Source organism: Brevundimonas sp. EAKA (genome assembly GCF_000698025.1).
GTDB lineage: Bacteria > Pseudomonadota > Alphaproteobacteria > Caulobacterales > Caulobacteraceae > Brevundimonas > Brevundimonas mediterranea_A.
On the sequence record NZ_JMQR01000020.1, the window covers coordinates 1 to 19,130 of the forward strand.

General features: G+C 67.8%; 17 protein-coding genes and 1 tRNA gene. 12 read left to right on the forward strand and 6 right to left on the reverse strand.

What is annotated here, in order from left to right; all coding sequences use genetic code 11:
- Positions 1–209: 209 nt before the first annotated feature.
- From ER13_RS04630 to ER13_RS18300, 3 genes are read right to left on the reverse strand one after another with little or no spacing between them, the layout of a single operon-like run.
- Positions 210–1,247 (reverse strand): oxidoreductase, encoded by a 1,038-nt coding sequence (locus ER13_RS04630; protein WP_035307136.1) that lies wholly within the window; start codon positions 1,245–1,247, stop codon positions 210–212.
- Positions 1,248–1,254: 7 nt separating this feature from the next.
- A complete protein-coding gene (locus ER13_RS04635) occupies positions 1,255–2,691 on the reverse strand; it encodes a short-chain fatty acyl-CoA regulator family protein (protein ID WP_035307076.1) in 1,437 nt (478 codons plus the stop codon).
- Positions 2,684–2,824: a hypothetical protein gene (locus ER13_RS18300; protein WP_154726651.1), complete on the reverse strand. Its 141-nt coding sequence runs from the start codon at positions 2,822–2,824 to the stop codon at positions 2,684–2,686. The genes ER13_RS04635 and ER13_RS18300 overlap by 8 nt, the downstream gene beginning before the upstream one ends.
- On the opposite strand from ER13_RS18300, the gene ER13_RS04640 reads away from it, so the two are divergent.
- Positions 2,823–4,358, forward strand: a complete 1,536-nt coding sequence (locus ER13_RS04640; RefSeq protein WP_008259414.1) for an acyl-CoA carboxylase subunit beta — start codon at positions 2,823–2,825, stop codon at positions 4,356–4,358. The genes ER13_RS18300 and ER13_RS04640 overlap by 2 nt on opposite strands.
- A 3-nt stretch (positions 4,359–4,361) precedes the next feature.
- Here ER13_RS04640 and ER13_RS18305 read toward each other — a convergent pair whose 3' ends face one another.
- Positions 4,362–4,871, reverse strand: a complete 510-nt coding sequence (locus tag ER13_RS18305) for a hypothetical protein (protein ID WP_155988091.1) — start codon at positions 4,869–4,871, stop codon at positions 4,362–4,364.
- Between the two features lie 114 nt (positions 4,872–4,985).
- Between ER13_RS18305 and ER13_RS04650 the strand changes: the two genes are divergently transcribed.
- The 7 genes from ER13_RS04650 (at position 4,986) to tdh (ending at position 14,516) form a co-directional block, all read left to right on the forward strand.
- Positions 4,986–6,965 carry an acetyl/propionyl/methylcrotonyl-CoA carboxylase subunit alpha gene (locus ER13_RS04650; protein ID WP_035307080.1) on the forward strand — a complete coding sequence of 660 codons (1,980 nt, stop codon included), beginning with the start codon at positions 4,986–4,988 and terminating at the stop codon, positions 6,963–6,965.
- A gap of 232 nt (positions 6,966–7,197) precedes the next feature.
- On the forward strand, positions 7,198–8,577 hold the full coding sequence (locus ER13_RS04655) for a methylmalonyl-CoA mutase family protein (RefSeq protein WP_035307082.1): 1,380 nt from the start codon (positions 7,198–7,200) through the stop codon (positions 8,575–8,577).
- Positions 8,574–10,730 (forward strand): methylmalonyl-CoA mutase, encoded by a 2,157-nt coding sequence (scpA, locus tag ER13_RS04660; protein WP_035307084.1) that lies wholly within the window; start codon positions 8,574–8,576, stop codon positions 10,728–10,730. Before ER13_RS04655 ends, scpA begins: the two co-directional genes overlap by 4 nt.
- Positions 10,727–11,149, forward strand: coding sequence for a methylmalonyl-CoA epimerase (gene mce / locus ER13_RS04665; protein ID WP_035307085.1), 423 nt, complete (start codon positions 10,727–10,729; stop codon positions 11,147–11,149). The genes scpA and mce overlap by 4 nt, the downstream gene beginning before the upstream one ends.
- 63 nt (positions 11,150–11,212) lie before the next feature.
- Entirely contained in the window at positions 11,213–12,127 is a 915-nt protein-coding gene (locus tag ER13_RS04670; RefSeq protein WP_052004879.1) for a DUF4232 domain-containing protein, read from the forward strand.
- 41 nt (positions 12,128–12,168) lie between these two features.
- Positions 12,169–13,359, forward strand: coding sequence for a glycine C-acetyltransferase (locus ER13_RS04675; RefSeq protein ID WP_035307088.1), 1,191 nt, complete (start codon positions 12,169–12,171; stop codon positions 13,357–13,359).
- A 116-nt stretch (positions 13,360–13,475) separates the two neighbouring features.
- Positions 13,476–14,516, forward strand: coding sequence for an L-threonine 3-dehydrogenase (gene tdh / locus ER13_RS04680; RefSeq protein ID WP_348271536.1), 1,041 nt, complete (start codon positions 13,476–13,478; stop codon positions 14,514–14,516).
- A 190-nt stretch (positions 14,517–14,706) separates the two neighbouring features.
- Here the strand turns inward: tdh and ER13_RS04685 are convergent, their stop codons facing one another.
- Entirely contained in the window at positions 14,707–15,984 is a 1,278-nt protein-coding gene (locus tag ER13_RS04685; protein ID WP_035307091.1) for a lytic murein transglycosylase, read from the reverse strand.
- A gap of 182 nt (positions 15,985–16,166) precedes the next feature.
- Here ER13_RS04685 and ER13_RS18310 point away from each other — a divergent pair.
- The 4 genes from ER13_RS18310 to ER13_RS04700 all read left to right on the forward strand — a co-directional run bounded on the left by ER13_RS18310 (position 16,167) and on the right by ER13_RS04700 (position 17,551).
- Positions 16,167–16,243 (forward strand) — tRNA-Ala (locus ER13_RS18310).
- Between the two features lie 239 nt (positions 16,244–16,482).
- A complete protein-coding gene (gene ykgO, locus ER13_RS04690) occupies positions 16,483–16,608 on the forward strand; it encodes a type B 50S ribosomal protein L36 (RefSeq protein ID WP_008263184.1) in 126 nt (41 codons plus the stop codon).
- Positions 16,609–16,804: 196 nt separating this feature from the next.
- Positions 16,805–17,080: a DUF2312 domain-containing protein gene (locus tag ER13_RS04695; protein ID WP_008263716.1), complete on the forward strand. Its 276-nt coding sequence runs from the start codon at positions 16,805–16,807 to the stop codon at positions 17,078–17,080.
- 171 nt (positions 17,081–17,251) lie between these two features.
- On the forward strand, positions 17,252–17,551 hold the full coding sequence (locus ER13_RS04700; RefSeq protein ID WP_035307139.1) for a hypothetical protein: 300 nt from the start codon (positions 17,252–17,254) through the stop codon (positions 17,549–17,551).
- An 89-nt stretch (positions 17,552–17,640) separates the two neighbouring features.
- Here ER13_RS04700 and ER13_RS04705 read toward each other — a convergent pair whose 3' ends face one another.
- On the reverse strand, positions 17,641–19,089 hold the full coding sequence (locus ER13_RS04705) for a sigma-54 dependent transcriptional regulator (protein ID WP_035307095.1): 1,449 nt from the start codon (positions 19,087–19,089) through the stop codon (positions 17,641–17,643).
- Positions 19,090–19,130 lie beyond the last annotated feature (41 nt).

Sequence of the window (19,130 nt, forward strand, 5' to 3'; positions counted from 1 at the left end):
CGTCAGCTGTTTATGAGTCCCAGCCTACCCCTCGCCCCCCGCTGGCCGAGGGCCGGGGGGGAGGCTAGGCGGGGCGTTCGGCGACCCCAAGCGGGGGGCGAGCCGGTCTCTAAAGGGGGCGTGGTCGCCACCACCGCCGGAGTCGCCCCCGCCTGGTCGCACGCGCGACCTGTCCTCCCCGCGCGCCTTCGCGCGCAGGGAGGTGAAAGCTAGAGCGAAATCTCGCGCCGCTCGGCGGCGCTGCGTAGTCCCGCGTCGAGGATGCGCATGACGGTCAGGGCCTGGGCGGCGGGGACGGGCGGCGGCCCCTTGCCCTGGATGGCGTCGCGGACGGCGGCGTAGAAGGCGGGGTAGTCGCCGCGTTCGGGCGCAGGCGTGGTGCGGCGGGTTTGGCCGTCGATCTGTTTGGTCAGGACGCCGGGCGAGGGGTCCAGGCCCCAGTCGAGGTGGCCGGGGCGGAGCCCGGCCTTGGACTGGCTCTCCTGGGCGTCGAGGCCGTGCTTGATGAAGCTGCCGCCTGTGCCGTGGACGACGTAGCGGAGGCTGGCCTCGGCGGCGAGGTGGCTCATGTTCAGGATGACGCGCAGCCGGTCGTAGCGCAGCAGGACGTGGGCGTAGTCGATGGCGGTGGCGCCGTGTCGCTGGGCCTGGAGGTCGGCGTTGACGGCCAGGGGCGGGCCGAACAGTTGCACCGCCTGGTCGATCAGGTGGGGGCCCAGGTCGGCCCAGACGCCGCCGTCGCGTCTGTCCTTCCAGCGGTCGGTGACGGTCGGCCGGAAGCGGTCGTAGTGGCTTTCGAATACGGCGATGTCGCCCAGTTCCCCATCCGCGATCAGGCGGCGCAGGGTCAGGAAGTCGGCGTCCCAGCGACGGTTCTGGAAGACGCTGAACACGCCGGGCGCATCGGCGGCGACGGCGGCGACGGCTTGGGCGTCGGCCAGGGTGGCGGCGAAGGGCTTGTCCACGACCACCGACTTGCCGGCCTTCAGCGCGGCGATCGACTGTTCGGCGTGCAGGGCGTCGGGGGTGGCGACGACGATCAGGCCGATGTCGTCGCGGGCCAGGGCGGCGTCCAGATCGGGCAGGACTTCGACGTTCGGCAGGTCGGTGTGGACCGCTTCAGGGCGGGACGAGACGACGGCGGTCAGGTGTAGGCCGGGGGTGGCGGCGATCAGGGGGGCGTGGAAGGTCTGGCCCGCCAGGCCGTAGCCGACGACGGCGACGCCGATGGGTGCGTGTGAGGTCATGCCCCGATCAATAGCGGTCCGGGCGCGGTCCATCCAGCACATAGGGCACGACGCCGCGCTCGTTCTCGGGGACGTGAAGGGCGCGGTCGAGGGGCGGGAAGGCGCGCTGGGTGCAGTCGGTGCGCTCGCAGATGCGGCAGCTGACGCCGATCCGGGCGGCGGGGCCGTTCAGGTCCAGACCGGCGGCGTAGACCAGGGATCCGGCGTGTTCGACCTCGCAGCCCAGGGACAGGGCGTAGCGGCGGTCGTTGGCCAGGTAGGAGCCGCTGGGCTTGGACACGCTGCGGGCGATGGAGATGTAGCGCGAGCCGTCGGGCATCTCGGCCAGCTGGACCCCGATCCGGTCGGGCGTGGCGAAGGCCTCGTGCACGTTCCACAGGGGGCAGGCGCCGCCGAAGCGGGCGAACTGGAAGCGGGTGGCGCTGTGGCGTTTGGTGATGTTGCCGGCCATGTCGACGCGGGCGAAATAGAAGGGCACGCCGCGCCAGCCGGGCCGTTGCAGGGTCGAGAGCCGGTGGCAGACCTGTTCGAAACTGACCTGGAACCGGGTGCGCAGCCGGTCGATGTCGTGTTTCTCGGCCCGCGCCGCCTCGAGGAAGGCGCGGTAGGGCAGCAGAAGCGCGCCGGCGGCGTAGTTGGCCAGGCCGACGCGGGCCACGTCGCGCGCGGCCTGGGTGCGGAAGGCGGCCTGGTCCAGTTCGGTCTCGATCAGGTCGCGGAAGGACAACAGGGCCAGCTGGTGGGCCAGTTGGAAGGAGCGGGTGGCGCCGGGCCGCCAGGCGTCCAGGGAGAGTATGCGACTGGCGGAATCGTAGCGGCGCAGGGCCTCCTGACCCGCGACATAGACGGTGCGGACCCCGTGCCGGTCGGCCAGCAGGGTCTCCAGCGCCCGTTCGATCGGGCCGTCCTGGGGGGGCGCTGCGGCCAGGGCCTCGGCCGCCGTATCCAGACTGTCGACGTAGTTGTCGCGGTAGTGGAAGAAGTCGCGGACCTCCTCATAGGGCAGCAGGGCGACGCGGGCGCCCAGTTCGTCGCGGCCCAGGGTGTCGTCCAGCGCCTTCACCCGCTCGTCCAGTTGGCGGAAGGCCTGGTGCAGGGCCAGGAACTGATGGGCCAGGCGGGGGGTGTTGGCCACGGCCTGTTTCAGCTCGGCCGCGGTCGGGGGCTCGGCCCCGCCGCTGACCGGACCGGCGATGTCGGTGGTGGCCTCGCGCAGGTCGGCGATCAGGCGGGCGTCGCCTTCGAGGTCGAACAGGCTGGCGTCGATGTGGAAGGCGCGGGTCAGGGCGATCAGGACGCGGGCGGTGGCCGGGCGCTGATTGGTCTCGATCTGCGACAGATAGGAGGGCGACAGGCCCAGACGTTCGGCGCAGGCCTCCAGCGTCCAGCCGCGCGCCTCGCGCAGCTTGCGCAGCTTGGCGCCCAGGAAAAGCTTCTCAGCCATTCGCAAGTTTGCAGTTCATCGTCGCCGCCTTTGCAAGTCCGCGCAGTTCCGCACCTTTTGCAAAGTTGCGTTTGCCATTTTGCGATGAAGCCGCCACTCCTTGCCGTTCGAACACAAGGCCGAAACCGATCATGACTCAAGCCATCCTTGAAGAACTGGAGCGTCGTCGCGCCGCCGCCAAACTGGGCGGTGGGGAAAAGCGTATCGCCGCACAGCACGCCAAGGGCAAGCTGACGGCGCGCGAACGCATCGACGTTCTGCTGGACGAGGGCTCCTTCGAGGAGACCGACATGTTCGTGGAGCACCGCAGCCACGACTTCGGCATGGAGACGCAACGCATCCCCGGCGACGGGGTGGTGACGGGGCGCGGGACCATCGGCGGGCGGCTGGTCTATGTCTTCTCCAAGGACTTCACGGTGTTCGGCGGGTCGCTGTCGGGCGCCCATGCGGCCAAGATCGTCAAGCTGCAGAAGATGGCCCTGACGACGGGGGCGCCGATCATCGGCCTGTTCGATGCGGGCGGGGCGCGGATCCAGGAGGGGGTGGAGAGCCTGGCCGGATACGCCGACATCTTCCTGCAGAACACCCTGGCCAGCGGCGTCATTCCCCAGATCAGCGTGATCATGGGGCCGTGCGCGGGGGGCGACGTCTATTCGCCGGCCATCACCGACTTCATCTTCATGGTGAAGGACACGAGCTATATGTACGTGACCGGCCCCGACGTGGTGAAGACCGTCACCAACGAGGTCGTCAGCCACGAGGACCTGGGCGGGGCGCGGGTCCATGCCGGCAAGTCGGGCGTGGCGGACGGGGCGTTCGAGAACGACCTGGAGGCCCTGTCGGAGGTGCGCCGCCTGATCGGCTTTTTGCCCCTGTCGAACCGCGAAAAGCCGCCGGTGCGCGAGAGCTATGACGAGCCCGAGCGGGACGAGCCGTCGCTGGACACCCTGATCCCGGCCAATCCGAACCAGCCCTATGACATGAAGGAGCTGATCCTGAAGGTGGTCGACGAGGCCGACTTCTTCGAGATCGGGGCCGATTTCGCCAAGAACATCATCTGCGGCTTCGGCCGGCTGGACGGCCAGACGGTCGGGATCGTCGCCAACCAGCCCCAGGTGCTGGCCGGGGTGCTGGACATTGATTCAAGCCGCAAGGCCGCGCGGTTCGTGCGCTTCTGCGACGCCTTCGATATTGCGCTGGTGACCCTGGTGGACGTGCCGGGCTTCATGCCGGGGACCAAGCAGGAGTATGGCGCCCTGATCAAACACGGGGCCAAGCTGCTGTTCGCCTATGCCGAGGCGACGGTGCCGAAACTGACCCTGATCACGCGCAAGGCCTATGGCGGCGCCTATGATGTGATGAGTTCGAAACACCTGCGCGGCGACGTCAACTACGCCTGGCCCACCGCCGAGATCGCGGTCATGGGCGCTAAGGGGGCGGTCGAGATCATCTTCCGCAAGGAGGCCGGCGATCCGGCGGCCCTGGCCGCGCGGGAGGCGGAGTACAAGGACCGGTTCGCCAATCCGTTCGTGGCGGCGGGGCTGGGCTACATCGACGACGTCATCATGCCGCACGGGACGCGGCGGCGGCTGGTGAAGGCGCTGCGGACGCTGAAGAACAAGGTCCAGGAGAACCCCTGGAAGAAGCACGATAATATTCCGCTGTGATGCCTATTCGAGTTCTGCGTACGGATCGTAGCTTGATGAGTACGACGTCGCCCCTCCACCCGCCCATGGTCGTGCCTCAAACTCGAATTCTGAGGAGCAGGTGAAACACTTATGGATGAAAAGCTCACCATGTCGGCTCGCCTGCGTTTTTTGGACGAAGGACTTCTTTCGATCAGAAAAGCAGTTCGGACAAAGGTAGTGATCTGGCTCGCCCCGATTCGTTTTGAGGCCGTAAAGCACCACGCCTTTTCCAACCTGCTTCAATGCGTAGTGCGTGGCTTCAGCGTCCCACGAATTGGTGGCTTCGATTTCAGCCTGCAGCGCTCGTATGGTTTGCTTCAACTCATCTCGTTCAGCTCTCGCAATCGTGGCGTCCTCCTGCGCTTGAAGGATTATGCGATTGAGTTCGATCACTCGCGTTTGGATGATTGTTTGGTCTCTTACGCCAATGAGTGATTTTGCGATGTCTATTGCGGTCTTAAGGCCGCCCAAGGCCAACGGAATGTCTGTCATGGCAACCTCCGAGTTGTTCACTCTATGTTCCCGCCTAGTTTCTGCCTTTGTCAAGCGCGCGCCGAAGTCCTCTGGGGAAAACCCCATGGATGAGATCACGCAGAAAGACTGACCATGTTCTCCAAAATCCTCATCGCCAACCGGGGCGAGATCGCGGTTCGGATCATCAAGACCTGCCGCCGCATGGGCATCAAGACCGTGCAGGTCTATTCGGAGGCCGACGCCGGGTCGTTGGCGGTCGAGATGGCCGACGAGGCGGTGCTGATCGGGCCAGCGCCGGCGGCGCAGTCCTATCTGCTGGCCGACAAGATCGTCGAGGCGGTGCGCCAGACGGGGGCGCAGGCCGTGCATCCGGGCTTCGGGTTCCTGAGCGAGAACGCCGGGTTCGCGCGGCGGTTGAGGGACGAGGGGATCGCCTTCATCGGCCCGAACCCCGAGGCCATCGAGGCCATGGGCGACAAGATCAGCTCCAAGAAGCTGGCGGCCGAGGCGGGGGTCTCGACCGTGCCGGGGCATATGGGGCTGATCGAGACGCCGGAAGAGGCGGTGAAGATCGCCAACGAGATCGGCTATCCGATCATGATCAAGGCCTCTGCCGGCGGCGGCGGCAAGGGCATCCGCGTGGCCCATTCGGACGCCGACATGGCCGAGGGGTTCGCGGCGGTGAAGGCCGAGGCGCTGAACGCCTTCGGCGACGACCGGGTCTTCCTGGAGAAGTTCATCATCGACCCGCGCCACATCGAGATCCAGGTGCTGGGCGACAAGCACGGCCATGTGGTCCACCTGTTCGAGCGCGAATGTTCGATCCAGCGCCGCAACCAGAAGGTCATCGAGGAGGCGCCCTCGCCCCTGCTGGACGAGGCCACCCGCGCCGCCATGGGGGCGCAGGCCGTCGCCCTGGCCCAGGCGGTGAACTATGACAGCGCCGGCACGGTCGAGTTTGTCGCCGGTCAGGACAAGAGCTTCTACTTCTTGGAGATGAACACCCGGCTGCAGGTCGAGCATCCGGTGACGGAGCTGATCACCGGGGTCGATCTGGTCGAACAGATGATCCGTTCGGCCTGGGGTGAAAAACTGGCCTTCGAGCAGAAGGACCTGAAGATCGACGGCTGGGCCATCGAGAGCCGGATTTACGCCGAGGACCCGTATCGCGGCTTTCTGCCGTCCATCGGGCGGCTGGTCCGTTATGAGCAGCCGGAGGAGGGCGATCAGGGGGATTATACCGTCAGGAACGATTCCGGCGTCCGCGAGGGCGACGAGATCAGCCTGTTCTACGACCCGATGATCGCCAAACTGTGCGCCTGGGGCGAGACGCGCGAGGACGCGGTGACGGGCATGGCTCGGGCGTTGGAGGACACCCACCTGTCGGGCCTGGGGCATAATGTGCCCTTCCTGGCGGCGGTGATGGACCAGGACCGGTTCAAGTCGGGCGAACTGTCGACCAGCTATATCAAGGACGAATTCCCGGACGGCTTTAACGGCCTGCGCCCGACGGTGGAGCAGGAGCGGATCCTGATCGCCTCGGCCTTGGCCATGCACGAGGTGATCGCCGAACAGGACGGCGATCCGTCGGACCGCACCGACTGGATCGTGATGATCGACAAGACCCCGCACGGCGTCGGCCTGTCCTATGACGAGGACGAGGAGATGATCCTGACCCTGACGGGCGGGGGCGACATCCGCCTGTCGGACATCGACTGGCGCCCCGGCCTGGCCCAGTTCAAGGCCGAGCTGGACGGCGAGCCCTTCACCGCCGAGGTCAAACGCGTCGCCGACGGCTTCGACATTCGCCACCGCGCGGCCAAGGCGCGGGTGCGGGTGTTGAGGCCGCATGTCGCCGAACTGTATGCGCGCCTGCCGGAGAAGGCGGTGGCGGACACCTCGAAGATGGTGCTGTCGCCGATGCCGGGGCTGGTGGTGTCGATCCCGGTGGTGGTGGGGCAGGAGGTCAAGACCGGGGAGACGGTGGCGATCATCGAGGCGATGAAGATGCAGAACATCCTCAAGGCCGAGCGCGACGGGGTGGTGAAGGCGGTGGGAGCGAAGGACGGGGATCCGGTGGCGGCGGATGATGTGCTGGTGGAGTTCGGGTGATGACCGCCCTTCTCCTCTTTCGTCATCCTCCGGCGCTCCGCAGGAGCGACCGGGGGACCCAGCGGCGCCGTAGCGAAGCGAAGGCGAAAGCCCGCAGGGCGGCGCGCCAGCGCCTCAACGGGCAGGTCGGCGTGTGCGGCAGGTTCGCGCTCTCGCGCGCCGCTGGGTCCCCCGGTCTGCGCCGCTACGCGGCTTGCCGGAGGATGACGAAAGAAGAAGGGGGGGCGGGCGCATGAGCTTCCCCACACCCAGCCCCCTCGAATGGCGCGAGTCCGCCCAGAAGGCGCTGAAGGATCGGCCGATCGAGTCGCTGATGCATCTCGACGCCGACCAACTGGTGACGCGGCCGCTGTATGCGGGCGCGACGGGCGTGCAGCCGATCTTCGCCCCGCGTCCGTCGGACTCCGAAGGCCGGGCCTGGGATCTGCGGACCTTGGTCGAGGGGGACGATCCCGAGGCGGTGAACGCCGCCGTCCTGGCCGATCTGGAGAACGGCGCCGCCTCGGTGGTGCTGAAGGGGCGGGTGCTGGCGGATTCCGCGCCCTTGGGGCGGGCGCTGGAGGGCGTGGCGCTGGAGCTGGCGCCGGTCGCGCTGGAGGCAGGGATCGACGGGCCGGATGCGGCCAACGCCCTGGCCGTGGTGGCCAAGGGCTCGCCGCGCGCGAAGCTGAGGTTCCACATGGACCCGGTCTCGGCCTTTGCCGAGGCGGGCGGGGCGCCGCGTTCGGTGGAAGAGCATCTGAGCCTGGCGGCCAATACGGCGGCGCGGCATGCGGGGGCCTATCCCGATGCGACCTTCTTCATGGCCAGCGGGCGCGTGGCGCACGAGGCGGGCGGATCGGCGGCGCAGGAACTGGCCTTTGCGGCCTCAAGCGTCGTGGCCCATGCGAAGGCGGCGGCGGACGCCGGGATGTCGGTCGAGACGGCCCTGAGGGGGACGGTGGTCGGCCTGTCGGTCGATGCGGAATATTTCGACAGCCTGGCCAAGGTGCGGGCCATGCGGCTGATCTGGGCGGCGTTGACGCGAGGGTTTGGCGTTGAAGCGCCGGCCGTGATCGAGGCGCGGTCGTCGCGGCGGATGTTGGCGGCGCGCGACCCCTGGCCCAATCTGCTGCGGCTGACGGCGGCGGGGTTTGCGGGCGCGGTCGGCGGGGCGGACGTGGTGGTGCTGGACGGCTTCACCCGCGCGACCGGACGGTCCGACGCCTTTGCCCGGCGGCAGGCGAGGAACACACAGCTGGTGCTGATGGAGGAGGCCAACCTGGGCCGGGTCGACGATCCGGCGGCGGGAAGCTGGTATCTGGATGCGCGGACGCGGGATCTGGCCGAGGCCGGCTGGGCCGAGTTCCAGATGATCGAGGCCGAGGGCGGTCTGGTCGAGGCCCTGAAGGGGTCGGTGATCCAGCCTCGCATCGCTCGCGCCAGGGCCCTGCGCGAGGCGGCTCTGACAAACGGCGCGGCCCAGATCATCGGCGTGACCAAATATGTGGATGCAGACGTGCGGCCGGCGCCGGTCGAGGCGGGCGACGAGGCGGCGGTTGTGGTGGAGCGGGTGTGCGAACCCCTGAGCCCGATCCGTTTCGCGGCGGCCTTCGAGGAGGTGATCGGATGAGCTTCCCCGATTTCAGCAGGATCGCCCTGAACCTGATGCCGACCGGGCAGGGGCCGACGCGGGAGCCGTGGCTGACGCCCGAGGGGCTGACCGTGTCGACCGCCTATGGCGCCGAGGCGCTGGAGGGGCTGGGGCATCAGGACGGCCTGCCGGGGTTCGCGCCCTTCGTGCGCGGGCCCTATCCGACCATGTATGCGGGCAATCCCTGGACCATCCGCCAGTACGCCGGCTTCTCGACCGCCGAGGAGTCGAACGCCTTCTATCGCCGCAATCTGGCGGCGGGGCAGAAGGGGTTGAGCATCGCCTTCGATCTGGCGACGCACCGGGGCTACGACAGCGACCACCCGCGGGTGAAGGGCGATGTCGGCATGGCCGGCGTGGCCATCGACAGCATCTATGACATGCGGACCCTGTTCGACGGGATCCCGCTGGACCAGATGTCGGTGTCGATGACGATGAACGGGGCGGTGCTGCCGATCCTGGCCCTCTATGTCGTCGCGGCCGAAGAACAGGGCGTGCCGCATGCGGCCCTGACCGGGACCATTCAGAACGATATTCTGAAGGAGTTCATGGTCCGGAACACCTACATCTATCCGCCCGAACCCTCGATGCGGATCATCGCCGACATCTTCGCCTGGACGGCGCAGGAGACGCCGAAGTTCAACTCGATCTCGATCAGCGGCTATCACATGCAGGAGGCCGGGGCCTCGGCGGATATCGAGCTGGCCTATACGCTGGCGGACGGGATCGAATATCTGCGGGCGGGCGTGGCGGCGGGCATGCCGATCGACCGGTTCGCGCCGCGGCTGAGCTTCTTCTGGGCCATCGGCATGAACTATTTCATGGAGGTGGCCAAGATGCGCGCGGGCCGCCTGCTGTGGGCCGAGGCGGTGCGGAAAGAGGGCGGGGTCGATCCGAAATCGCTGTCCTTACGCGCCCACTGCCAGACGTCGGGCTGGAGCCTGGCGGCGCAGGACGTGTTCAACAATGTGCCGCGCACCATGGTCGAGGCCATGGCGGCGGCGGGCGGGCAGACGCAGAGCCTGCACACCAATGCGCTGGACGAGGATCTGGCGCTGCCGACCGACTTCTCGGCCCGGATCGCGCGCAACACCCAGATCCTGTTGCAGTCGGAGACCGGCCTGACCCGCGTGATCGATCCGTGGGGCGGCAGCTTCTATGTCGAGCGGCTGACGCACGAACTGGCTGAACGGGCGCGGGCTCACATGGCCGAGGTCGAGGCCCTGGGCGGCATGGCCAAGGCCATCGAGGCGGGCATCCCCAAGCTGAGGATCGAGGAATCCGCCGCCAAGACCCAGGCCCGGATCGACACCGGCCAGCAGACGGTGGTCGGGGTGAACAAATATCTGAACCCCGTCGTCGACGATATTCCGATGCTGAAGGTCGACAACGCGGCGGTGCTGGCGGCCCAGATCGACAAGCTGAAACGGCTGCGGGCCGAGCGGGACCAGGCGACGACCGATGCGGCGCTGGAGGCGCTGACGAACGGTGCGCGGGGGACCGCCAACCTGCTGGAGCTGGCGGTGCAGGCGGCGCGGGCCAAGGCGACGGTGGGTGAAATCTCCGACGCGCTGGAGGCCGCCTTCGGCCGCCATGTGGCGACGGTGCAGACCGTGTCGGGGGTCTACGCCAAGGAGGCCGGCGCCGATCCCCGCTTCGCCCGCGCCCGTGAGATGGTGGCGACCTTCGTCGAGAATGACGGCGGCCCGCCGCGCATCCTGATCGCCAAACTGGGTCAGGACGGGCACGATCGGGGCCAGAAGGTGGTCGCCACAGGCTATGGCGACCTGGGCTTCGACGTCACCGCCGGCGCCCTGTTCCAGACCCCGGCCGAGGCGGCGCGCGATGCGGTGGACAAGGGGGTCCATGCGGTGGGGGCGTCGTCTTTGGCGGCGGGGCATCTGACGCTGGTTCCCGAGCTGAAGGCCGAGCTGGCGCGGCTGGGGCGGCCGGACATCATGATCGTGGTCGGGGGGGTGATCCCGCCGTCCGACGTCCAGCCTCTGCTCGATATGGGCGCCGCCGCCGTCTATCTGCCCGGGTCGGCCATCGCCGATACGGCGGTGGACCTGATCGAGAAGCTGAACCAGCGGCTGGGTTACGCCCAGCCCGCGCCTAAGGAGACCGCATGATCGGCGCCCTGAACCATGTCGGTGTCGCGACCCCGTCCATCGCGGACTCGATCAAACTGTATCGGGACGTGTTGGGGGCGACCAAGATCGGAGAGCCGTTCGACCTGCCGGCGCAGGGGGTGAAGGTCTGTTTCATCGATACGCCGACGGCCCAGATCGAGCTGATCGAACCCTATGACGAGACCAGCCCCATCGTCGGCTTCCTGGCCAAGAATCCCAAGGGCGGCCAGCATCACGTCTGTTTCGAGGTCGCCGACATCCACGCCGCCGTCGCCGAGATGCGGGCCAAGGGGGTGACGATCCTGGGCACGGGCGAGCCGCGGATCGGGGCCCACGGGACGCCGGTCGTCTTCCTGCACCCGCGCGACATGGGCGGGGTGCTGATGGAGCTGATGGAGACGCCGAAAGGCGACCATTGAGGTTCGACTGCGGAGCCTTTCGCCAGCTTAGCCGTTGGATCACCGAACGGGAGAGATTTCACCATGATGCGCCGCCTGACCGCCTTCGTCGCGATCGCCGCCCTGACGGGAGTCTCCGCCTGCCAACAGGCGGAGCCTGAGCAGCCCACTGCTCCGGTCGAGCCCCAGCCGGCGTCCGCGTCGGCCGTTCCGGCTGTCGGCTACGCCTGCGAGAGCGGGGCGATGGTCGAGGCGCGGTATCCCGACACGGCGACGGCGCAACTGGCCTACAAGGGGCAGACCTATGATCTGCGCTCGGTCGAGGCGGCCAGCGGCGCCCGCTATGTCGGCTCGGGCGTCGAATGGTGGACCGCCCCCCGCGACGGCCAGGAGAAGGCGACCCTGAGCCGCCTCGGCCCCAACGAGGAGGTCGGGGTGGCGGTGCTGGAGCAATGCGCGCGGCCGGTGGCGACGGCGGCGACCGCCGCCCCGGCTCCGCAAGCCTTGCCGGGCCAGACGACCACGCCCGCGCCGGGCGGAGTCCTGCCTGCGTCCACGCCCTGCAAGGGACCGCAGCTGAAGCTGGCGGCCGAGGGCGGCGACGCGGGCGCGGGCAATCGGGTGCGCAACTTCAGCCTCCAGAACCTCGGCGCCCAGGCGTGCAGCCTGACCGGTTATCCGGGCGTGACGCTGCTGGACGGGCAGGGGCGGCCCCTGACCTCGATCCGCGCCGACCAGAGCCCCGGCAGCTATTTCCGCCAGGGCCAGGCGCCGACCCCGGTGGAGTTGGCGCCCCGGGCCAAGGCCTATTTCGAAATGGCGTGGAGCGTCGTGCCGGACGAGACGATGCAGAAGACCTGCCCCAGCGTCGCCACCCTGCGCGCCACTGCGCCGGGCGACACGGCGGCCGTCAGCCTGCCCTTCGAGTTCCAGCCGTGCGGCGGCAAGATCCGCGTCAGCCCGATCCGGGCCGAGGCGGACCCCGAGATGGCGACCTAAGACGGGTGGAATCCCGGTCGAAATCGGCGTAGGTCGCGGCCATGACCCAGAGCTTCTATGACCGCGTCGCCGGCGAACTGACCGAGATCGACGCCCAGGGCCTGACCAAGCCCGAACGCATCATCGCCTCCCGCCAGGGGCCGGTGATCCAGGTCGCCGGCCGCGACGTGCTGAACTTCTGCGCCAACAACTATCTGGGCCTGGCGGGCGACGAACGCGTCGTCCAGGCCGGGATCGCCGCTCAGCAGAAGTGGGGCGCAGGCACGGCCTCGGTCCGCTTCATCTGCGGCACCCTGGAGATCCACAAGGAGCTGGAAGCCGCCATCGCCGGCTATCTGGGTTTCGAGGACGCCATCCTGTTCGCCGCCGCCTTCGACGCCAACGGCGGCCTGTTCGAACCCCTGTTGGGCGAGAACGACGCCATCGTCTCGGACAGCCTGAACCACGCCTCGATCATCGACGGGGTGCGGCTGTGCAAGGCCAAACGCTATCGCTTCGCCAACTCGGACATGGATGAGCTGGAAAGCCGCCTGAAGGAGGCGCGCGAGGCCGGCGCTCGCGACATCATCATCGCCACCGACGGCGCCTTCTCGATGGACGGCTATATCGCCAAACTGGACGAGATCCGGGCGCTGGCCGACAAGTACGACGCCCTGATCATGGTGGACGACTGTCACGCCACCGGCTTCCTGGGTCCGCAAGGCAAGGGCTCCTTCGCCCATCACGCGGTCGAGGTGGATTTCGTCACCGGCACCTTCGGCAAGGCCCTGGGCGGCGCCATGGGCGGCTTCATCTGCGCGAAGAAGTCGGTGGTCGAACTGCTGAAGCAGCGGGCGCGGCCCTATCTGTTCTCCAACGCCCTGGCGCCGGCCGTGTGCGGCTCCAGCCTGGAGGCCATCCGTATCGCTCAAGGGGCGGAGGGCGACGCCCTGCGCACCCGTCTGTCGGCCAACGCCCACCGCTATCGCATGGCCATGACCGATGCGGGCTTCGACCTGCTGAACGGCGAACATCCGATCATCCCTGTCATGCTGGGCGACGCCAAACTGGCCCAGGATTTCGCAGCGCGCGCGTTGGAGCTGGGCGTCTATGTGATCGGCTTTTCCTTCCCCGTCGTGCCGCGCGGCCAGGCCCGCATCCGCACCCAGATGTCGGCGGCGCATAGCTTCGACCAGATTGACCGGACGGTGGCGGCGTTTACGCAGGCGGGACGAGAACTGGGCGTCATTTAGCCCTCTTCGCGCGCCATCGACGAAGAACAAGCGGTGAGGAGGCGTGGGGCCTCAGCCGCGGGCTTCGGAACAAGCCGAGGCCATGATTTCAGGGAGTTGAGACTATGACCGACACGATGAAAGCCCTGGCCAAGACCGCCCCGGGCGTCGGCCTGGAACTGATCGACGCGCCGATCCCCGAGGCGGGACCGGAGGATGTGCTGATCCGCGTCCATCGCACCGCCGTCTGCGGCACCGACATCCATATCTGGAACTGGGACGAGTGGTCCCAGAAGAACGTCCCGACCCCGATGATCACTGGCCACGAGTTCGCCGGCGAGATCGTCGCCGTCGGCAAGGACGTGGATCGCCCGCTGAAGATCGGCCAGCGCGTCTCGGCCGAGGGGCACGTCATCGACCTGAACTCCGAAGCGGCCCGCGCCGGTCATTTCCACCTGGACCCCAAGACGCGCGGGATCGGCGTCAACCGCCAGGGCGCCTTCGCCGAGTTCGTGGTGGCGCCGGCCTTCAATGTGATCGAACTGCCGGACGACGTGCCCTATGAGATCGGCTCGATCCTGGATCCGTTCGGGAACGCCGTGCACACGGCGCAGCAGTTCGACCTGCTGGGTGAGGACGTCCTGGTCACCGGCGCCGGCCCCATCGGCATGATGGCCGCCGCCGTGGCCCGCCACGCCGGCGCGCGCACCGTGGTCCTGACCGACATCAACGACTTCCGGCTGGAACTGGCGCAGAAGGTGGCGCCGGGCGTGCGCACCGTGAACACGACCAAGGAAGACATCCACGACGTCATGAAGGAGCTGGGCCTGAAGGTCGGCTTCGACGTGGCGCTGGAGATGTCCGGCTCGCCGATCGCCTTCAGACAGTGCGTCGACACCCTGATCATGGGCGGCGGCATGGCCATGCTGGGCATCCCCGGCAAACCCATGGAGACCGACTGGGGCGCGATCATCCTGAAGGCCCTGACCATCAAGGGCGTCTATGGCCGCGAGATGTTCACCACCTGGCGCAAGATGCTGGGCCTGCTGAAGGCCGGCCTGGACCTGAGCCCGCTGATCACCCACCGGCTGGACTATGCCGACTACCGCGAAGGTTTCGAGGCGATGAAGTCGGGCCAGTCGGGCAAGGTGGTGTTGAACTGGGACAAGGCGGCCTGAGCGGATTTCACCTCCCTGTCGGCGAAGGCCGACGGGGAGGACCGGTCGCGCAGCGACCAGGCGGGGGCGACTCCGACAGTGGTGATGACCGATCCAGCTTCAGAAACCGAGTCGCCCCCTCCTGGCGCTCGCTGACGCGATCGCCTGTCCTCCCCGCGCGCCTTCGCGCGCGGAGAGGTGAAGTCGCCCCTCAGTTCGCCTTGCGGATCAGTTCGTCGGCCAGGGCGGCGGTCAGATAGCCGTCGGCGATGCGGCCGTTGGCCTGTTGCCAGCGGCGCAGGGCCGTGCGCGTGTTGGTTCCGATGACCCCGTCGACCCCTTGAGTGTCATAGCCCAGCCGCGTCAGGGCGGCCTGGGCGCCGATCCGCTGTTCGCGCGACATGGAGGCGTCGTTGGGCCAGGCCTTGGTCAGGCCGGGCTTGCCCATGATCCCGTCCGCCGTCAGGCCGATGGCCAGGGCGTAGGAGACCGAGTTGTTGTAGCGCCGGATCACATAATGGTTCGGCAGGGCCAGGAAGGCCGGGCCATTGGCGCCCTGGGGCAACAGGATGGTCGCCTCTTCCAGCGCCTCGGCGCCGTTCGGCGTGCCGCCCTGGGCCAGGCGCACGCCCCTGGCCGCCCAGTGGGCCCAGTTGTGTTTCGGCCCTTCGGCCTCGGCGTAGTTGAAGCCTGCCGGCAGGACGACTTCGTAGCCCCAGCCCTGGCCGCGCTTCCAGCCGGCCTGGGCCAGCAGATTGGCGGCGGAGGCCAGGGCGTCCGCGTCGTCACCCCAGATGTCGACCTTGCCGTCGCCGTCCTGATCGACGCCCAGGCGCAGATAGTTGTCGGGCATGAACTGAGTCTGGCCCATGGCCCCGGCCCAGCTGCCCTTCAGGCCCGCGCGTTCGCGGCGGCCGTCGACGACGATGTCCAGCGCGTCCTTCAGCTGGGCCTCGGCCCAGTCCCGGCGACGGCCGTCATAGGCCAGGGTCGCCAGCGAGCGGATGACGTCATAGTCGCCCTGGACCTGACCGAAGGCGCTCTCCTGAGCCCAGACCCCGACCAGGATCTCGGACGGCACGCCGAAGCGCTGGACCACCGGCCACGGCACGCGGTCGATCCGCTGCTTGGCCTGGGCGATTCGCACCGGCGTCACCGCATTCTGGATATAGGCGCCGGCGGGCTTGGAGAATTCGGGCTGATTGCGGTCCAGCCGCACGACCGAGGCGTCGGGCGTCAGCCCGGCCAGTTCGCGTTCGTAGTCGGCGCGACGGCCCCCGCCCTTGCGTGCCAGGAATCCCTGTTTCCAGCCTTCGAAACCCTGCTGGTCATAGGCGGCCAGGGGCGGCGTCTGGGGCGCGGGGGGCGGGGCCGCTACGGGCGCGCCCGGGTCAGGCGTCGGCGTCGGCAAATTGACGGGCGGCTCGGGCAGCATCGGCGCGCAGGCGGCGACACAGCAGATGAGGAGTAGGCGATAGGAAAAGCGCATGAGATTCAGACTACAGCCCCCGAGGTAATAGGTGAAATGACATCCGCGCGAATGACTTTCACGCGCCACAAAGCGCCTGTGGCGCGAAAGCGCCGCCGGGAGACTCCCCTATTGACGTCGTTAACCCTCAATTTCATCGACGCGCTAACGAACTGCGGCGTATTGGCGCAGGGTCCTCTGACGGCCTGATGGCGGAGTGGCGACGCGACGGGCGTGCAACCCCGGAAACCCTCCGTTCGACTCGGAGGTCAGGCCTCCATCTTTTTTTGGGTGCTATCGCCCTTCGGGCTGCTTGAGCACATGTTTTGGGTGCTACCGCGCTTCGCGCTGCTTGAGCACGGGGTGGGGAAGGTGGTTCGGGCAGGCTGGGACTGGCTTTTATAGGGTTTTGGCCTGTAGCGGGTTGACCTTCTCCGGACCGCTCTCTATACGACCGCCTCCGCCGCGATCCGACCGGATCAGCGGCTTTCTTATTGGCTTCTCTCAGGACGTCCGACCATGAAGGTCCGCAGCTCGCTCAAGTCCCTGAAGACCCGTCACCGCGACTGCAAGGTCGTGCGTCGCAAGGGCGTGGTCTTCGTCATCAACAAGACCGACCCGCGCTTCAAGGCGAAGCAGGGCTAAGCTGCGTTCGCGGCGCGCCGCTCTGGCGGCGTGCGCACGCAGGGCCGCGCTTAGGTCGCCCGAAGGGCGATAGCGCGACAAAAGCTCTGACGATCCACAGGCTGCGGGCTTTGTCCGCGGCCTTTTTCGTGTTCGGCGGTTGAGCCGCGCCGCTGGGCGTGGTTAGCGTCCGCGCTTGATTTCTGGAGTATTCCCCATGGCCGATGACGCCGCCTTCGACGCCTCGTCCGATGTTCTGACCGCGACGGCCCAGGGCCGGCTGCGCTCCATCATCGAGCGTCTTGAACGCCTTGAGGAAGACAAGCAGGCCGTGATGACGGACATGAAGGAAGTCTTCGCCGAGGCCAAGGGCGAGGGCTATGACGTCAAGATCCTGCGCAAGGTCATCCGCATCCGCAAGCAGGACAAGGCCAAGCGCCAGGAAGAGGACGCCATCCTGGACCTCTATCTGTCGGCCCTCGGCGAGATCTGAGACTGACCCGGCTTGAAGCGCACCCCCTTCAAGCCCTGCGGCGGCCTTTCGCGCTCAGGCGGGCCGAAGGGCGGTAGCGGATTCAAGACGCGCTCAAGCAGCCCGAAGGGCGATAGCGCACCGAAGACGCGCTCAAGCAGCCCGAAGGGCGATAGCGCGCCCAAGAAGCCGCTGCCTAGCCCGTTCGAAATCCAGCGTGAGGCCGCCAAGCGCGCGGCCTTGAACGCATTGAAACGCGCCCGCCGCTCGGCAGAGAAGGCGGGCGTTTCTCTGTCGGAATGGGAGGGCGAGTTCCTCGATTCAGTCGGCGAGCGGGTCAAGACCCACGGCCGCGCCTTCGCCGACCCTGAAAAGGGCGCGCCTGGTCAGGCCCTGTCGGCCATGCAAGGCCGCAAACTGAAAGAAATCACCGCCAAGGCCAAGGGCGAGGAGCCTAAGCGGCGGTGGGGTAAAAAATCAAAGGATCTCTAATGGATCGTCATCCTCGGGTCAAGCCCGAGGATGACGGTGAGGGGAGTGTGAAGGCGTTTCTGAAACGGCTGGAATCAGGAGGCTGACGCTCACCCCGCCTCCTTCAGCTGTCCTTCCAGCCCCTGTTCGCGGACCTTGCGGTACAGGGTGGAGCGGCCGATGCCGAGGCGGCGGGCGATTTCGCTCATATGGCCGGCGTAGACCTCGATGGCGTGCTGGATCAGGTCGCGTTCGATGTCTTCCAGCGTCCGCAGATGGCCGCGGTCGTCCAGGATGCGGATCGGCTGTTCCGGCAGGGGCGGCAGGTCGGCGTAGGAAGGGGCGGTCTGGGCCAGAGTCGTCGTCGCTTCCGGCATGGGCGCCACCACGCCCGAGATGGACGGGAAATCATAGGGCTGAAGGAAGGGCGAGTCGGCCAGGACGATGGCGCGGAACACCGCGTTCTCGAGCTGGCGCACATTGCCGGGCCAGTCGAAGGCCTGGAGCATGGCCTGGGTCTCGGGCGCGCAGGCGACGATCCGCTTGCCTTCCTCGGCGTTGAACCGGGCGATGAAGTGATCGACCAGGGCCGGGATGTCCTCGCGCCGCTCGCGCAGGGACGGGGCCTCGATCGGGAAAACGTTGAGGCGGTAGAACAAATCCTCGCGGAAGGCGCCGTCCTTGACCTGTTGCGCGGGGTCGCGATTGGTGGCCGAGACGATGCGGACGTCGATCTTGACCGGGCGTTTTCCGCCGACCGGGTCGATCTCGCTCTCCTGCAGGGCGCGCAGCAGCTTGACCTGAAGGTCCAGCGGCAGTTCGCCGATCTCGTCCAGGAACAGGGTGCCGCCGTCGGCCTCGCGGAACTTGCCCAGGGTCTTGTCGACCGCCCCGGTGAAGGCGCCCTTCTCGTGGCCGAACAGGATGGATTCCGCCAGATTGGCCGGCAGGGCGCCGCAGTTGACGGCGACGAAGGGCTTGCCGGCCCGGTCGCTGGCGCCGTGCAGGGCGCGGGCGATGACTTCCTTGCCGACGCCGCTTTCGCCTGTGATCAGCACCGGAATGGACGACTTGGCGGCCCGCGTTCCAAGAGCCTTGACCATTCGCATGGGGGCGCTGTCGCCGATGATGTCGTCGAAGCTGGCGCGGCCTTGCGCGCGCTTGGTCAGCCGGCCGACTTCGGCCGTCAGCTGGGTCATCTTCAGGGCGTTGCGCACCCCGACCAGCAGACGCTCAGGGCCGACCGGCTTGACGAAGAAGTCCTGGGCGCCGGCCTGCATGGCCTTGACCACGGTGTCGATGCCGCCGTTGGCCGTCAGGACGATGACCGGGGTGGTCACGCCCGCGCTGCGCAGCTCGGCCAGGCATTCCAGACCCGACATCTCGGGCATCACCATGTCCAGCAACAGCATGTCTGCGCCGCCGCCCCGGAGCATGCGGTCAATGGCTTCGCCGCCCCCGGCCGCATGGACCACGGCGTAGCCGTCGCGTTCGAGCACGGCCTGCAGCAGGCGGCGCTGGGTCGGATCGTCGTCGACCACCAGAACGGTCTTGGCCATGGGAGCCCCTTGTCATCACCGATAGGCCGCCCGTGGTGCGG